Below are 16980 nucleotides of genomic sequence, written 5' to 3' on the forward strand. Positions count from 1 at the left end.
GATATATTATGCTGCCAAAAGGAAAAGGCAGCAAAGCTATTATTGGAGAAGTTTGAGGACGTTTTGTTGAACAGCGTTTGCTTGACTCATAGCGTATGAGCCAGATTGCGCAAGGATGTTGTATTTAGAGAAGTTAGCACTTTCAGCTGCGAAGTCGACATCACGGATTTGTGATTCTGCTGCTCTAACGTTAACTTGTGTTACAGAGATATTATTAACTGTAACAACGAGTTGGTTTTGAACCGACCCGAGGTCCGCACGGATAGCATCCAAACGGGCGATTGCGGCTTCCGTGATGTCCATTGCTTTTGCCGCTCCTTGACGAGTCAACAAAAGACCTACTTTGTCTGTACTGTTTATCAATCCGTCATTATTATCATCAACTTGGCCGTAAATCAGATCGCTGAGAACGCGGGTACTTCCGACCTCTCCCATCGTTTTGGCTGTAGTAATGGCGGTTGTCAACCCTGCATTGCTGTAGTGGGCTGAACTAACGGTGATATCACCGCCACCTTGTTTGATCAGTTCCAAACGTCCGGCATAGACTCCGTCATTGATCCCTGCCGCAGCACTCATACCGCTTACATTAATAGCACGTCCATCAGAAGAAATGGTTATTGTACCGTCATTCTCCAAATTCGCTTTTACCCCTGTAAGAGAAGTTTGGGCATTAATGGCTCCAACCAGAATGTTATTGGTGTCTCCACTCTCAATCGATGCTCCGGCACTGAGGATGGTTGTTCCGTTGATGGTGATATTTGAGAGTAATGTTCCCCCTTGCACGGCGATAGTGCTGTTAATGTCGGTATTTGCAACCGCTTTAACGCCGGTTTGGCCGGAAGCCGCATTGATAAGATCGGCAACACGGCCAATACCGGTTTGCGCTACCCCGTTACCGCTTGAATCGGTCATTTGTACCCCGTCAAGTTTAACACCTTCTACCGTGTATTGAGCGTAATCCGATGATGCGAAGGTCGTTCCCATACTGGCACGGGTATTCATTGATACGGTTGCGTTTGAAATAACACCGGCTGTACCTGCAGCGGCGGCTGACCAGATAAGAACACCTGAGGTTGTCCCAGTTGATGCTCCGGCAATACTGTAAAGCGTATAGGTCATAGATGAGCCGTCACTGATGGTAACGCTCATTTTATCCCCGATAGCAAAACCGGTTGTATTGGTAGTATTAAGTGTCATAACAACACCGCCGGTAACCGCTGTTGCTGAGAAAGAGCTCAAATTTTCAGACGTGGTTTTTACTAATGAGACACCGAAAGAAGAACCGACGCTCAACGTTTTACCGAGTGCACGATCGAGTGTGATCGCAACCCCAGACATCGTTCCCGCAGCTGTCATGGTTCCGCTGATGTGTTGGATCGTAAAATCGCCGACACCGTCGATACGAATCGTATCCCCTGCCGCCAAACCTTGTGCATTGATACCCTCCGCACCAATACTAAATGTTAATACGGTCGCATTTTTATCAAGAGCATGAGCCAATGTACTGGTCGCAAAGTTTCCTACTTGAACCTGCTCTACTTTACTGGTCGTATTTCCTATCGCCAAACTTTGAGTATTGGATATAGAGGTTTTAATGGTTTGGTTGCTGTACGCACCGACTTGGAATTCTCTATTCGAGAAGTTTCCACTCAAGAGCTGTGTTCCGTTAAACGCCGTTGTTTTTGCGATATTGTCCAATTGTTCCAAGAGACGATTAACGTCTTTTTGAATCGCAGTACGTGAAGAAGCACTTTGTGAATCTGATCCTGCTTGGATCGCTTTGGTTTTAATGGTATCGAGAATTTTTAATTGCTCATCCATCGCTTTATCGGCAACTTGGATAATCCCGACCGCATCGTTGGCATTGGCAATCGCTTGTCCTAATGAGTTTGATTGCATACGCAAGGAATCGGCAATAGACATCCCAGATGCATCATCTGCCGCTTTATTAATACGAAGACCCGAACTGAGTTTAGTAAGAGAGTCATCTAAACTACGATTATTCACAGTGGCATTGGTGTGTGCGTTCATTGCCGCAATGTTTGTGTTAATTCTGAAACCCATGATAAATCCTTGATGTGGTTTTGCGTCCATGCGCTTATCTAGTCAGAATTAAAGCAAAAAGAGTTCCAATATTTTGAAATAACGATAATAAATAAAAAATAGAGAAAAGAAGAATAGAGTAAGAGAAAAGAATTTCTTAGGTTAAGAAGGGATTGGATGAGAGAGATGACGCAGTCAAAAGACTGCAGTCATTAGAAATGTCCTTGCTATCTTACGATAGCTTACTCAGACTATTGAAGTAGTCTTAGGACGTTTTGTTGAACAGCATTTGCTTGACTCATAGCGTATGAGCCAGATTGCGCAAGGATGTTGTATTTAGAGAAGTTAGCACTTTCAGCTGCGAAGTCGACATCACGGATTTGTGATTCTGCTGCTCTAACGTTAACTTGTGTTACAGAGATATTATTGACCGTAACAACGAGTTGGTTTTGAACCGACCCGAGGTCTGCACGGATAGCATCTAAACGGGCGATTGCCGATTCAGTGATATCCATCGCTTTTGTGGCACCCTCACGAGTTAACAAAAGACCGACTTTATCACTGCTGTTGACTAATCCGTCATTGTTATCATCAACTTGACCGTAGATCAAATCGCTGAGTACACTTGAACTTGTTACATCTGTTAAAGCTTTCGCAGTTGTAAGTGAAGAAGTCAACCCTGCATTGCTGTAGTGGGCTGAACTAACGGTGATATCACCACCGCCTTGTTTGATCAGTTCCAGTCGTCCGGCATAGACTCCGTCATTAAGTCCTGCTGCAGCACTCATACCGCTCAAGTTAACCGCACGTCCATCAGAAGAAAGAGTTAATGTCCCGTCACTTTCCAAACTAGCGGTAACACCGGTCAATGAAGTTTTATCATTGATAGCGGTAACTAAAGTATTATCCGTATCACTGCTAAGGATTGACGCACCGGCACTGAGGATGGTTGTTCCGTTGATGGTGATATTTGAGAGTAATGTTCCACCTTGTACGGCGATATTACTATTGATTTCAGTATTCGCAACCGCTTTAACACCGGTTTGACCGGAAGCCGCATTGATAAGATCGGCAATACGGCCAAGACCGGTTTGCGCTACCCCGTTACCGCTTGAATCGGTCATTTGTACCCCGTCAAGTTTAACACCTTCTACCGTATATTGAGCGTAATCGGCTGATGTAAAATCGGTACCCATGCTAGCACGATCATTCATAGAAAGAGTTGCATTAGAGATTGTACCAGCAGTTCCTGCGACTGCGGTTGACCAGATAAGAACACCTGAGGTTGTACCGGCTGATGCCAACCCTTGAATACTAACAAGATTATAAACGATTGATGAACCGTCACTGATAGTAACATTCATTTTATCGCCGATAGCAAAACCGTTGACGTTACTGCTATTAGTAGTCATAGCAACACCGCCGGTAACTGCCGTACCTGAGAGTGAACTGAGGTTCTCAGCCGTCGTTTTTACCAATGAGACACCGAAAGAAGAACCGACGCTCAACGTTTTACCGAGTGCACGATCGAGTGTGATCGCGATTCCTGACATGATTCCACCACTCGTCATTGTTCCGCTGATGTGTTGGATTGTAAAATCGCCGACACCGTCGATACGAATCGTATCCCCTGCCGCCAAACCTTGTACTGCAGCTCCATCACCGGCAGTGAATGTTAATACGGTTGCATTTTTATCAAGAGCATGAGTCAATGTGCTGGTTGCAAAATTTCCTACTTGAACTTGATCTACTTTTGTAGAGGTATTTCCGATTGCCAAACTTTGGGTATTCGAAATAGAAGCTTTAATGGTTTGGTTACTGTAAGCACCAACTTGGAACTCTTTATTCGAGAAGTTTCCGGATAAGAGCTGTGTTCCGTTAAACGCCGTTGTTTTTGCGATATTGTCCAATTGTTCCAAGAGACGATTAACGTCTTTTTGAATCGCAGTACGTGAAGAAGCACTTTGTGAATCTGATCCTGCTTGGATCGCTTTGGTTTTAATGGTATCGAGAATTTTTAATTGCTCATCCATCGCTTTATCGGCAACTTGGATAATACCGATCCCGTCATTGGCATTAGAGATTGCTTGACCTAATGAGTTTGCTTGAGCTCGTAAAGAGTCGGCAATAACCATTCCTGAGGCATCATCCGCCGCTTTATTAATACGAAGACCTGAACTCAATTTAGAGAGAGAGTCATCCAAACTACGATTATTAACCGTTGAATTTGTATGTGCGTTCATTGCCGCAATGTTGGTGTTAATTCTGAAACCCATGATAAATCCTTTTATCGCAAGAGCTTTGCTCTTAAGTTAGTTCAGCATCCTTGCTGTTACAGACTATATCGGCAGGGTAAAAAAAAGGTTTAACGATTAGGGGGTAATTTGAGTCCAGTTGCCATCGGTGGTGTTATACATATATAAAGTAGAATTACTCTCACTGTACCAGAGTGTTCCATGAATCGGTGATGCCGGTTCTGTTGCTGATACAATAGCACTGTTGTATCCGCGAGTCTGAGTTGTGACTTCGGAGCCGTTATAGAGTTTTAAATGGTTTGTTTCACCAACCCCTATTTCGAGCATAATATCATCGCCTTGCGCAATAGTATGGGTTGCATCCGTTTGTAAAACACCGTCTTCTCCCAAACTCACCAATCGTCCTAAAATATTGTTATTGGGTGAAATAGAGGTTGTGTTTTGGGCATAGGTCGCATTTCCGTTGGCATCACCGAAATCATAGGTTGCATAAAAAAGATTACGACCCCAGGCATCTTTCCCTAAACCTACGACAACAGGAACGGTAGAGTTGGTATCTTCTTTAAGCAGTTCAAAATAGGAGTCACTATCAGGATCTGCCGCTAATTCTAACAAACGACTACGAATGACTTCAAGCATCGTTTTGCTGTTTTGCTGCTTGAGAGTATTCCCCTGAATAAGAGTGTAATATCCCATAGTAGCTAAAACAGCGGCAAGAATGCCGGCCATGATGATGGCAACCATTACTTCAACAAGCATAAAACCTTTTTTCATTATGCACGACCTGCTTGGTTAATGATCTCTTGTTGGATCAGTACTTGTGTCAAGACGATGGTAAAAAATTCGACGAAAACAGCACAGGCCAAGAGTAAAATAGCCACGATGGTAATGATACGGAAAAATTTGGTTGCTGTAGTAAGGGCATTTAGTCTTGCACGATCAGCAAATTGTTCTAACATATCTCCTAGTTGAGTAACCGTTCCTGCTCCTGTAAGAAGATGTTGTTCAATTTCCTCGAAAAAAGGGATGAGCCAAAAATTTTTCTCACCTCGACTGACTTGGGCAAGAATACCGTTAAATTGTTTTGCAATACGTGGTACAAGCGTACTCGATGCAGCTGTTTTAAGAGCTATTTTGAGTGAAACCCCATTTTTTAGCATAGCACTTAACAGGCTTAATAAGATAAATTTTTCAAAGTATTCAATAATTTTGGAAGACATAGGAAGAAGCGAAGCATACCGTTTAGCAAGCCCTTGCAGCATCCCTGTATAATTGAAAAGGGCAATCATAACAATAAAAAAATAGGCTGAAAATACAAGGAGTCCACCAAATAAGAGATTACTCAAAATAAGAGCTAGATCTAAGTGATCTGCAATGATGGCATAGATTTTAGGATCATAAGTTTTGGCCTCTTCTAAATGAAAAGGGACAGCAAAAAAACGGACAAAAATAACAATAATCGTCGTTAAGGAAAAATAGATCAACGGTAGAGCAATTTTATCGTTTGATTCTTGATGAAATTTATTTTTAATTTCAAGGTAATTGACAACCGATTTAAGGGTTTTTACAAAAGAACCCCCTTTTTCAGCCATCGATACAAATTGGATAATATCAGGAGATGGAGAAACATATTTTTCAACGGCCTTTGAAAAAGAGGCACCTTCTTGAATAGAACGTGTAATATTGGCATAGGCTGCACGTTCGTTTTTATTTTTAGTGGTATTTTGTAATAAAGCGAGTGCGTTGGTAAGACTTTTACCGTTTTCCAATGATAGCTGAAGGGTTTTTAATAGAGTTAGTAGATCAGGTTTCATGGACGTATCCTAATGACAACAACTCACTTGAGAGAGTCTCATAGTCACATATTCCCATTTCAAACAAATAAGCGGCAGATTGAAAATAGCTAAAGGTTATAAAATGTTCCCATGCTTTGAATACCGTACTGTTTTTGAGTGCAAGGTAAAATTGATAACGAACTTTCATGTCTCCGGGGATAAAAACCATATCCATGAGCAATGCACGCCCATGATATCCCGTAAAATTACATTTTATGCAACCATTCTTTTCATATCCAATGTCAGAAGAAGCAAAAAAATCTTTTCCATCTTCAGAAGAGGCTTTGTTTTTGCAGCTACAGAGCTTAGGGACAAGGCGTTGAGCTACAACACCGCTAAGTGAGTAGGCAAGAATGAAGAGATCCCCCCCCTCATCACGAATACGTTCCATCGCCATAAAACTGTTTGGTGTATGGAGGGTAGAGAAAACCATGTGTCCACTGTGTGCAGCTTTAAGTCCCGTAAGGATTGATTCACGATCACGCATCTCCCCGATAACGATAACGTCAGGGTCTTGACGCATGATCGATTTCATCCCCTCGGCAAAGGTAAATCCACTGGCTTCATTAATCTGATATTGAGTAACAAAGTCAATTTTATACTCGATTGGATCTTCAATCGTATAGATGATTTCATGTAATCTGTCACGTTGGTTTAAGATGGCATTTAAGGTTGTTGTTTTCCCGCTTCCCGTCGGTCCTACTACAAGAAAAAAACCGCTTGATTGATTGACGAAATGGTGAACATGCTCCGACATCGGATGGCTTTTTGGAAATAAGGTATTGAGAGATTTAATATTACTGACTTTATCCAAAATACGTAGAACGATGTTTTCTCCATATTGAGAGGGGGCGATTTCGATACGAAAATCAATGGCGCGATTTTCAAATTCACGGGTAAAACTACCCCCCTGAGGCGCATAGATATTGATCATATCAATATTACAACGCTCTTTGATGATTAAGGCAAAACGCTGAGCAAGTTCATGGTTTAATAGATAGCGGGCGAAAATTTTTCCGTCTATTCGGTAGCGAAGCCAATAAAATGATTCGTAGGCATTAATATGTATATCACTTGCAGATCGCTGAATCCCATATTCGAGGAGCATTTCAAAGATATCAATGACTTCATCTTCTTCATAATCCATTGCATTGAATTGCTTGATTTTTCGCTCAATTGTTTCAGGGTCAACGCGAAGAAGGGCTGTGTACTTTTGTTGAAATTCACGTACAGGAATGTTTTTTTGTTCAACCTTTTTATGAACTTTTTGACTAAGTTCAGCAAGACGCTTTTCTCCCAAAAGCTCTTTACGTACGATTTTGAGGAGATCATCACGCTCTTCGACGATGACCATCTCATACTCTTTCATGAGTTCGAGATTATAGGTTTTAGAGGTCTCTTTTTTTTGGATGAAATGATGGGAAAGAGCAATATCAAGAAGATGTTTTTTAATACCGATTTGTTGATAGTAATATTGCTCTTTTTGGCATACTTCAAGCTGCTTCGGCGTTAATATCTTCTTAATATTCATGGGCACTTTTTGGTTTAATTATAACACAAAAAGTCAATTATCAGCGTGATAGGTAAAATTTGAAAGTTGCCGAGGTGGCATTATGCTCCAAACTCGCTTGTTGCGGGGTGTAATTGAGGATAAGCTTTTGAAGGGCTTCATCTTCCGTCGAGTTATTATCTGCTGACGTAGAGATGAAAAAAACACTTCCCGATTCTGTAGCGGTATATTGACTAAATTCTCCTGGAGGAATAGGAACAAAACCATTTTTCCCACCATCAAAAGAATAGGGAGTAGATGCATTACATTCTAATTCACTTAAAAGTGTATTGGAAGCATCAGTAGAAGCATTTAGTTCTTTTGGAAATTGTTCAGAGAGGTGTTTACACTGAAAAACCATCGATTCAACTAGATTGAACTGAGATTGAAGTGCACTTTTATACTGTATCCTGTGCATTGTTGAAAGATTAATATAATAATATGTGAGTGTTCCAATCACCCCTGCCAAAAAAATGGTAAGGGCAATTTCGACGAATGTAAATGCTTTTCGTTGCACGTTTTTCCTATTTAACAATCAAAACCCAATGTTTATAAATACCACCACCGGTGTCTTCAGAGTAACAAAAAGAGTCCCCATACAAGTTGTAATTGGTTGTAAAATCACCAAAATTCAAATTGTTAGTAACATTAAGCTCGATGCTACTATTCATTTCATGATTGAAAATAGCACAATAAAGCTCATCATCAGGTAGAAGATCCCACCCGCCTGTGCCGTTCAAGTCAATAGGAAATTGAAATGCAGGGCGTCCATTCACTGCAGAAATATTTAGTTCCCATCCTGTTGTGGTCATTTCTCGAATATCCCTTGGGAGGCTACGGAGAATTAAAATATTTGTAGCATTAAATTCGCTCAAATCAGCAACACTCGGTGAAATTCCTTGTTGAGCTACAAATACATCATAAGCACCGGAGAGCTGATAGGCTTGATCCATTAAAGCGGCAACTCGTGCTTTTTTAGCGGTTAAATCTATATTAAATAGACTTTTATAATATAACATTGCAATCGTCGATAAAACGCCGAATAAGATAACAGCAATCGTCATCTCCACTAAGGAGATACCTTTTCTCTTTCCACTATACTGATACGACATGTCAAACTCCTTTTATAACACGGTATCATACAAAATCGACAATTGATAAAAAAACTTTAATTCAAGAAGAAAAGAATTAAATTTCTCACTTTCCATGAAGAATGTGGAAGTGAGAAAGAAGTTATTCTTTGGGATATTAAAGTAAATGAAATTATGGTACTACAATCATAATCCAATTATCACCTGTTGAGCGGGAATAACAAAAGAAATTACCATACATAGCACGTGTTGCATTGATATCTGCACCACCGAATGTTTGCTGATCGGTTACGTTTAGTTCAGTACTGGTGTTAAACTCACGATTGAAAACAGCACAATATTGCTCATCTGAATTAGTTGGTGTTGTAGTTCCGTTAAGATCGATTCGAACTTGAAAAGCTACTCCCGTTCCTTCCATACCGGTAGAGGTATTGAGTTCCCAACCGGTAGTAGATATTTCGGTAATTACAGTAGGAATAGCATTTAGAATACCTGATGTGCCGTTGAGTTCAGTAATTGAACTAGGGTCTAAGCCCGTTTCATTTCTATAAATTGTATACGCTTGGACCAATTGGTTAGCTTGGTCTGTAAGTGCGGCAACACGTGCTTTTTTAGCTTGTAGGTCAGTGTTTAAATAGCTTTTAGCATATTTAAGTCCAATAGCAGCTAATGCTGCAAACAAAACAATTGCAATTACCATCTCTACGAGAGAGATACCTTTTCTCATTCCTGTGTACTTCTGTGTCATTTTACATCCTTTTTTGTGACCACGCAGCTTTCTTTCCGCTAGATCGGTTTTTTATTGTGGAATCTTTAATACATAAGTTAGTGCATATAACTTAAGCAAATAGCAGTCCATTTTTATTATCGAGTATAAATTGAAGTTACAAGAGGTATAAAGAATTGAAAAGAGATTGAACCTCCCGCTCCCCAAGAGGGGCGAGAAAGGATTCATGAATTCGAAAGTAGAGGCTGAACTAAAGAGTTTAGTTACGGTACGATAACCATAATCCAGTTTTCATTTGCAGCACTTGAGTAGCAAAAGAAGTTACCGAACTCAGTTACAGTAGCATTGATATCTGTTTGTGAACCGTACAATTGACCATCAGTAGTATTTAACTCTCTACTTGTATTAAACTCACGGTTAAATACAGCGCAGTATTCTTCATCAGATTTTGTACCGGCAACAGTACCATTTAAATCAATTTTCATTTGGAATGCAACACCTGTTCCTGCAGCTCCAGTAGATGTGTTAAGCTCCCAACCAGTAGTCGACATTTCAGTAATACGAGTAGGAATGGCAGTCAAAATACCTGATGTACCATTCAAATCGCCCATTGTAGCAGGCTCTAAACCTGTTTCAGTTTTATAAATTGTATACGCTTGGACCAATTGGTTAGCTTGGTCTGTAAGTGCGGCAACACGTGCTTTTTTAGCTTGTAGGTCAGTGTTTAAATAGCTTTTAGCATATTTAAGTCCAATAGCAGCTAATGCTGCAAACAAAACAATTGCAATTACCATCTCTACGAGAGAGATACCTTTTCTCATTCCTGTGTACTTCTGTGTCATTTTACATCCTTTTTTGTGACCACGCAGCTTTCTTTCCGCTAGATCGGTTTTTTATTGTGGAATCTTTAATACATACGGATGAAGAGTGATTGAAAATCCAAATTCATCCCCCGTGCATCCTTGTCCGATGCAGCTGCTGACTAATTCAACGTCATCATTTTTGACAACATCCAAGAGCCGTTTCAATAGTAAATATGAATAGGTGTCATGAATGCCTCCTTGGATAATTAATTTTTTTTGGTCGATCGTTACTTCGGCTTCCATCCCCAACTCTTGGAGCATAGCTTTGTATTGATCATTTTTAGTACGCAGAACATCATCTTCCGCGTACACAGCAACTGGTTGCTCAACGGCAGTTTTTAAAGCACTGAAGGTTTTAACCTCTTCGGCTACCGTTTTATTTTCGTACACAATATCAAGAAAATAAAAGTATGTTGCGACTAAGATTGTTAACAAAATAACAACAAAGAGACCAACAAGACTATATTTTTTCATTGCAATATTGAACGATGCCCTGAGCAACGTCTTCCTTTATAATTTCTGCTTCTGGTGGTAACAACCTGACAAAAGCGTTGAGGTTTGGTGTCACCACCTCAGCACATAAGCTATCATCACGATAGCTTATCTGCTGAAGGGTGGACTCCGTAGATTTGGTCATCTCCTCTATTTTTTCAAGTTCATGGACAATGTCTACTTTTTTAGTCATCGCAAACGATGTCTGACAGTTTTCACTCACCAATTGCTTATACTCTTTGACCAACACATCTCGGTTACTCATACTAATTTCAGTAGCATTGAGATAGCTATATCCCGCATACAAAATTCCCGAAGTTACAACGACGGTACATGCTAGCAAGAAACTTCCAACCCATGTATCTTTACGCTCCTTATCAAGATTAAGTGAAACAAGTTTGTCCCCTTTGCTATTATCAGCATAGAGAGTCTCATAGCCACGCTCTTTTGCAAACTCTTCAGGTCGATCAAGAATGTAATCGATGATTTTTTGTTCCTCAAGTACCACACCGACATTTCTATAATCAAGTTCAAAAATAATGACGCTTCTCCCTTGATTTTTCGAAGCCAGAGAGAGAATGTTTTCATACTCAAGTTTCTCTTTCGGAAGAAATGCAATGTAGTTGATCCCCTCAGCATGCTTTCGTAAAGAGACTTTAACTGCTGTAGAGTCAAGATCGCTCCGTGCATTACGGTAGACCTGCGTGCGGATATTGTCAATATCGTTTGTAAAATCAAGAGAGCCAGCTGTAAAAATTGCCATGGTTATCTCATCACATACTTGATTACGCGAGGGGTAACAATGATTACCATTTCGCTTTTAGTGTTAGAAGCATGACGAGCTCCACCTACAACACCCGCGGCACTGTCACCCAAACCAGGAAGTCCGCTCCACCCTTTGTCGGTTTTATTGCGAAAAAGACCGGAGATGACAATAGGAACTCCCGGTTGGACCCTCATGGTGTTGTTGATCGCTTTGGTAACGGTTTGAGGCTGAGAAAACTTATTTCCATTCACTTCAAATGAGGTATAACCGACGATATCGTTAATTCTAAGACCGATATCCGTGATAACGGTACCGTCAAGCATATTCGATTTAAGGTTGATCTCTAAACCGCTAAGTGCGGTTGCACTCGTAGTGGAGACTTGAGCAGTTCCATTTCCTACAGAGGTATTTTGTATTCCACTAATGTAGGGTGCTTCGATTCCGTCGGTGAGTTTGACATTGGTTCCCGCAAGTCCCAAAAGTTTCGGTTTTTGAATGCTTTCCACTTTTCCAAAATTCTCTAGTGCACTGACCAAAGCTTTTCCATTATAGGTGTCATTTTTCATAATCATTCCGAAAGTAAGGGGAACGGCCGATGTGCCGGCAGAGCCAAGACCTGCTCCAGCGGAGGCAATAAAACTTAAACCGTCTTTTGCAAGAGTCGGTACAAGGCTCCAGTCGATTCCGAGGGCATAGTTGTCTTTTAGCTCGACATCGTAAATCGATATTTCATATTCAATGACATAGAGATTATTACGGAGGATTTCGAGATATTTCATAATATCGCCGTACTCTTTTTCACGTGCCGAGAAGCTGACTGAAGACGTAATAGCATCCGTAGTGACATTGCTTGCACCCATTGAAACAATACTATTTTTTAATATTTCAGGTAAACCGCTAATTGAAGGAATTTTAAGGGTAACGGTTCGCATATTCCCTAAATAAAAAGTATCGTCATCATAAAGAATACTGAGCTTATCTCCGACGGTTTTTTGAAGCATTTTACCAAAAGGGATATTTGTTGCTGAAAGATTGATATTAGTTTCGTAAAGCAAATAATCATTCTTACCTGCATAAGTATTATTATTATTGGTTCCATTGACGGTTGATGATGTATTGTATTTATTTGAATTGACCGATTCCGCTTGTAGTTGAAATACAACATTTTCATTGGTTGCTTCGGTTAGCAGTGCAATAACATCACTGAGATCTGCACCCATGATTTTAGCCCGCTTAATAATCTCTTTATCGGGAATGATTTGCGGTTCAATATGAAAATTATCAGCATTGACCTCAACCACTTGCATGGCCGGTTCGCTTCGTTGAATTTGCGTAAGATTATTGTCCAATTCATTGAGATGCATTTCCGGAGTAAGCGTCTCTTTTTTACTGGCGACACTGCATCCGCTAAGCCCCAAAAGAACGACAGCGAGTATAATCGAACGCATTATTGACCTCCTGTCGTGAAATAGATAGTTTGAGTTCGTCCGGCGTCATCAACCGTAATGTAATTACTGGTGATATTTCGGACAAAATACTTTGCGTTATTAGCGTAAAAAGGGTCACCTTCTTTTAATACCACTGTGTTGCTACCTATTCTAAGGAGAATAAACTTCCCTTTGTCCGTTTCTAAAAAACAGTTATAGACTAACTGAGAAAGATCAAATGTCGCCTTTACAGCGGGTAAAGGGGTATTTAAGAGTGGTGGAAGGGGCATTGGACGGACATCTGATGTTGCTACCGGAACTTTCTTCACTTTTGCAGGTTCACGAAAAAACGGGTTGTAAGCCGCATTTAGCGAGAGTGCAAGGAAAAGAAATGACCAAATATAGTTCATGTCGCCACTTTCGTTTAGGATTATTTGAGGATAAAAAGCAAGAAGTGTACCAATTTTAAAAAATGGATAACATAGATAAATGGACTGTAAATTGCTTATCTTTAGTATTCATGTATAAATACAATCAAAAAAGAGCTTTTTAAAAAAGATGAAAATGCAAAGTAGTTTGATAGAATCTTCCCATTTTAATCCTGCGCGAAGAACATTTATAAAAAGTGCAATTGCTTTAACGGCATCCGTATCGGTGTATGGTGGACAAAAATCAGAAAATGAGATACTTAATGTTATCCGAAACGGTACAGCTTATAAAATTCCTTTCATGCGTAACGGTAAGATAGAGGAAGACGGTTATAATGATTTATGCCGTATTTTTGCCGATATACGTGCAGGAGTAGCGGTACAGATGGATCCTGATCTCTTTTTGGTTTTATCTAAAGCGCAGAAATGGCTATCCGATAATCAAATTAATCGGCCTATTATTTTGACATCAGGATATCGCACAGAACATACCAATGCGGCGATTGAAGGGGCTGCCTTTAATTCTATGCATTTATACGGTAAAGCTGCTGACATAAGAATGGAAGGTATTCCCGCTGATTATTTAGCCAGATTACTTCGCTTGTGCGGCGGAGCCGGAATCGGAATATATTCAAGTTTCGTTCATGTAGATACGTGGAAAGAACGTGCGTGGAGAGGTTAACCTGTTTACTTTAAAAATATAACGCTATTTTGACCTTTTTTTGTTACACTTTCAAAATTCATCCATAATATATAGGATTCATTCTTTTGAAACTCATCATTGTCGAGTCTCCGGCCAAAGCCAAGACCATTAAAAACTTCCTCTCCAAAGATTACGAAGTCATCGCCTCTAAAGGGCACATTCGGGATCTTCCTAAAAACCGTTTCGGTATTAAAATCGATAATGAGAAGATCATTGCTGAATATCGTATCAGTGAAGACAGCACCGCTACGGTGAAGCAGATCCAAGAGTTAGCAAAGAAAAGCGATGAAATCTTTATCGCGACCGACGAAGACCGCGAGGGGGAAGCAATCGGTTGGCATATCGCCCATGCGATTGATAAAGATCCTGAATCACTGCCGCGTATCGTGTTCCATGAGATTACGAAAAACGCGATTATCCATGCGCTAGAGACGCCTCGTACCATCGATATGGATCGGGTAAACGCGCAGCAGGCACGTCGATTGCTGGATCGTATCGTAGGGTATAAACTCTCTCCGCTACTGGCTAGCAAAATCCAAAAAGGGCTATCCGCAGGGCGTGTTCAGTCTTCAACCCTCAAAATTGTCATTGATCGTGAACGTGAAATTCGCGCCTTTATCCCTGAAGAGTATTGGACAATCGATACTCTTTTCAAAAAAGACATTGAAGCAACTTTGGTCAGTTTTGAAAACGAAAAAATCGAGAAACTCACGATTAAAACGGGTGATGAAGCAACACGGATTGTAACGGCACTCAAAAGTGAAAATTTCAAAGTTGGTGAGATTGAGACAAAAGAGCGCAAGAGCTCTACTCCTCCGCCGTTTATGACGTCGACGCTTCAACAAACTGCCTCCTCTCAGCTCGGATTCTCTCCGAAAAAGACGATGATGGTAGCTCAAGCACTCTATGAAGGGGTGAAAACTCCTGAGGGGACGAGCGGTGTTATCACCTATATGCGTACCGATTCCCTCAATCTCGCAATGGAAGCGGTTGAAGCGGCACGTGAATTGATCTTAGAACGTTACGGCAAAGAGTATCTTCCTAAAGAGGTAAAAGTCTATACGAAAAAATCCAAAGGGGCACAAGAGGCGCATGAAGCGATCCGCCCGACGATGCTCGCCTTTACCCCTGAGGTAGCGGCAACTTATCTCAAACCCGATGAGATTAAACTCTACCGTCTTATCTATAATCGCTTTATCGCCTGTCAAATGAACGATGCACGATTTGAGCAACAAAGTATCACTTTTGCTTCGGCCAAAGCAGAATTCAGAGCCACGGGACGCAAACTCTTGTTTGATGGATTTTACCGTGTAGTAGGGAGCGATGACAAAGACAAACTCCTCCCCTCGCTCACAACGGGTGATGCAATCGATCTACAGAGCATTACTCCTGAGCAACACTTTACTGAACCACCGTCTCGCTACTCCGAAGCGAGCCTAATCAAAAAACTCGAATCCGAAGGGATCGGTCGTCCATCAACCTATGCACCGACAATCAGTACCTTGCAAGCGCGCAATTACATCGAGATCGAAAAACGCTCTATCCAGCCGACCGAGATCGCATTTACCGTAACGGAGATGCTAGAGACCCATTTTAACGAGATTGTCGATGCCAGCTTTACCGCTACGATGGAAGAGACTCTCGATGAAATCAGCGAGAGCGGAAAATCGTGGCACAAAATTTTACTTGATTTTTACTACCCTTTTATCGAGAAAGTTGATGCCGGAAAAACCAACATTGTCAGCCTCAAAATGGCGAAACCGCTTGGACGTAACTGTCCGCAATGTGGAAGTGAGCTGTTGCTTCGTTCCGGACGTTTTGGTGAGTTTATCGCCTGTAGCGGTTTTCCGAAATGTAAATACACCGAACAGACTGAAGAGAACCAAAAAGAGAACCCGACCACTCCGGATGAAGTGAGTGAAGAGGTCTGTGACAAATGTGGCAGTGCGATGGTGGTCAAAAACGGTCGTAACGGGAAATTTTTGGCGTGCAGCGGCTATCCGAAATGTAAAAACACTAAAACGCTTAACCAAGAGACCAAGTTTTCTGAAGTTCCGTGTCCTGAATGCGGTGGAAAACTGCTATGGCGTCAATCACGCAGAGGAGCTTTTTGGGGATGTGAACACTATCCGAAATGTAAGTTTATCTCCAAATTTGAACCAAGTGACAAAAAATGTGAAGTTGAAGGGTGCGGCGGTGCATTGGCTCCACGAACCTACCGTAATAAAGAAGTCTATGAATGTGTAAAATGTAAAGACCGCACACCGCGAGAGGAAACCGGTGAATGAAAATCGGGTTATTTTCCGATACCCATTCTAAAAAAGGTCGATCACAACGTGTAATTGACCACCTCAAAGCGCAAGGGGTAGAATTTTTAATTCATGCCGGAGACATCGTTAAAGCAGAGATCCTCGAACAGCTAAAAAACAGCGCTCTGCGTTATGTGGCTGTTTATGGAAACAATGACGCGGCACTGGTTCAATATCACACTCAGTATAATCTCGTCCAAGAACCTCACTATTTTAAACTCGGCGGTGTCAATTTTAAACTGATGCACCTTCCCTTTTATATGAATGGGGATACTGAAGTGGTTATTTTCGGACATACCCATGTATTTGAGTGTGATTTTAAAAACCGCACCCTTTTTCTCAATCCGGGGGAGGCGTGTGCGAGGGATAAGCCATTTTCATCCTGCGCGATGTTGGAGATTACCGATACTTCTTTGATCGTTACCCATTTTTCTCGTGCCGTAGGAAGCGACAGCTTCGATGAACGTCACTACACTTTTGAAAGATCCTAAG

At 41.2% G+C, this 16980-nt stretch carries 16 protein-coding genes; 3 read left to right on the forward strand and 13 right to left on the reverse strand.

What is annotated here, in order from left to right:
• Positions 1 to 39: 39 nt before the first annotated feature.
• From RMO68_RS03405 to RMO68_RS03465, 13 genes are all read right to left on the reverse strand, one after another.
• Positions 40 to 2064: a flagellin gene (locus RMO68_RS03405; RefSeq protein WP_310439310.1), complete on the reverse strand. Its 2025-nt coding sequence runs from the start codon at positions 2062 to 2064 to the stop codon at positions 40 to 42.
• Positions 2065 to 2294: 230 nt separating this feature from the next.
• Entirely contained in the window at positions 2295 to 4319 is a 2025-nt protein-coding gene (locus tag RMO68_RS03410) for a flagellin (protein ID WP_310439312.1), read from the reverse strand.
• A gap of 96 nt (positions 4320 to 4415) precedes the next feature.
• Complete coding sequence (locus tag RMO68_RS03415) at positions 4416 to 5072, reverse strand: hypothetical protein (RefSeq protein ID WP_310439313.1); 657 nt, start codon at positions 5070 to 5072, stop codon at positions 4416 to 4418.
• Positions 5072 to 6112 (reverse strand): type II secretion system F family protein, encoded by a 1041-nt coding sequence (locus RMO68_RS03420; protein WP_310439314.1) that lies wholly within the window; start codon positions 6110 to 6112, stop codon positions 5072 to 5074. The genes RMO68_RS03415 and RMO68_RS03420 overlap by 1 nt, the downstream gene beginning before the upstream one ends.
• Complete coding sequence (locus RMO68_RS03425) at positions 6102 to 7664, reverse strand: GspE/PulE family protein (RefSeq protein ID WP_310439315.1); 1563 nt, start codon at positions 7662 to 7664, stop codon at positions 6102 to 6104. The genes RMO68_RS03420 and RMO68_RS03425 overlap by 11 nt, the downstream gene beginning before the upstream one ends.
• A 40-nt stretch (positions 7665 to 7704) precedes the next feature.
• Complete coding sequence (locus tag RMO68_RS03430) at positions 7705 to 8199, reverse strand: hypothetical protein (protein WP_310439317.1); 495 nt, start codon at positions 8197 to 8199, stop codon at positions 7705 to 7707.
• Positions 8200 to 8206: 7 nt separating this feature from the next.
• Positions 8207 to 8794, reverse strand: a complete 588-nt coding sequence (locus tag RMO68_RS03435; protein WP_310439319.1) for a prepilin-type N-terminal cleavage/methylation domain-containing protein — start codon at positions 8792 to 8794, stop codon at positions 8207 to 8209.
• A 151-nt stretch (positions 8795 to 8945) separates the two neighbouring features.
• Positions 8946 to 9521: a prepilin-type N-terminal cleavage/methylation domain-containing protein gene (locus RMO68_RS03440; protein WP_310439320.1), complete on the reverse strand. Its 576-nt coding sequence runs from the start codon at positions 9519 to 9521 to the stop codon at positions 8946 to 8948.
• 242 nt (positions 9522 to 9763) lie between these two features.
• The gene (locus RMO68_RS03445) at positions 9764 to 10342 is read right to left on the reverse strand and encodes a prepilin-type N-terminal cleavage/methylation domain-containing protein (RefSeq protein ID WP_310439322.1); all 579 of its coding nucleotides are present in this window, start codon (positions 10340 to 10342) and stop codon (positions 9764 to 9766) included.
• Positions 10343 to 10393: 51 nt separating this feature from the next.
• On the reverse strand, positions 10394 to 10837 hold the full coding sequence (locus RMO68_RS03450) for a hypothetical protein (protein WP_310439324.1): 444 nt from the start codon (positions 10835 to 10837) through the stop codon (positions 10394 to 10396).
• Positions 10824 to 11618, reverse strand: coding sequence for a hypothetical protein (locus tag RMO68_RS03455; protein ID WP_310439325.1), 795 nt, complete (start codon positions 11616 to 11618; stop codon positions 10824 to 10826). The genes RMO68_RS03450 and RMO68_RS03455 overlap by 14 nt, the downstream gene beginning before the upstream one ends.
• A gap of 2 nt (positions 11619 to 11620) precedes the next feature.
• On the reverse strand, positions 11621 to 13069 hold the full coding sequence (locus RMO68_RS03460) for a hypothetical protein (RefSeq protein ID WP_310439326.1): 1449 nt from the start codon (positions 13067 to 13069) through the stop codon (positions 11621 to 11623).
• A complete protein-coding gene (locus RMO68_RS03465; protein ID WP_310439327.1) occupies positions 13069 to 13458 on the reverse strand; it encodes a hypothetical protein in 390 nt (129 codons plus the stop codon). The genes RMO68_RS03460 and RMO68_RS03465 overlap by 1 nt, the downstream gene beginning before the upstream one ends.
• A 154-nt stretch (positions 13459 to 13612) precedes the next feature.
• Between RMO68_RS03465 and RMO68_RS03470 the strand changes: the two genes are divergently transcribed.
• The 3 genes from RMO68_RS03470 (at position 13613) to RMO68_RS03480 (ending at position 16979) form a co-directional block, all read left to right on the forward strand.
• A complete protein-coding gene (locus RMO68_RS03470) occupies positions 13613 to 14158 on the forward strand; it encodes a YcbK family protein (protein ID WP_310439328.1) in 546 nt (181 codons plus the stop codon).
• 86 nt (positions 14159 to 14244) lie between these two features.
• The gene (topA, locus tag RMO68_RS03475) at positions 14245 to 16467 is read left to right on the forward strand and encodes a type I DNA topoisomerase (protein WP_310439329.1); all 2223 of its coding nucleotides are present in this window, start codon (positions 14245 to 14247) and stop codon (positions 16465 to 16467) included.
• Positions 16464 to 16979: a metallophosphoesterase family protein gene (locus RMO68_RS03480; protein WP_310439330.1), complete on the forward strand. Its 516-nt coding sequence runs from the start codon at positions 16464 to 16466 to the stop codon at positions 16977 to 16979. Before topA ends, RMO68_RS03480 begins: the two co-directional genes overlap by 4 nt.
• Position 16980: the final 1 nt, after the last annotated feature.

The sequence above is a fragment of the Sulfuricurvum sp. genome (assembly GCF_031427015.1).
Lineage (GTDB): Bacteria > Campylobacterota > Campylobacteria > Campylobacterales > Sulfurimonadaceae > Sulfuricurvum.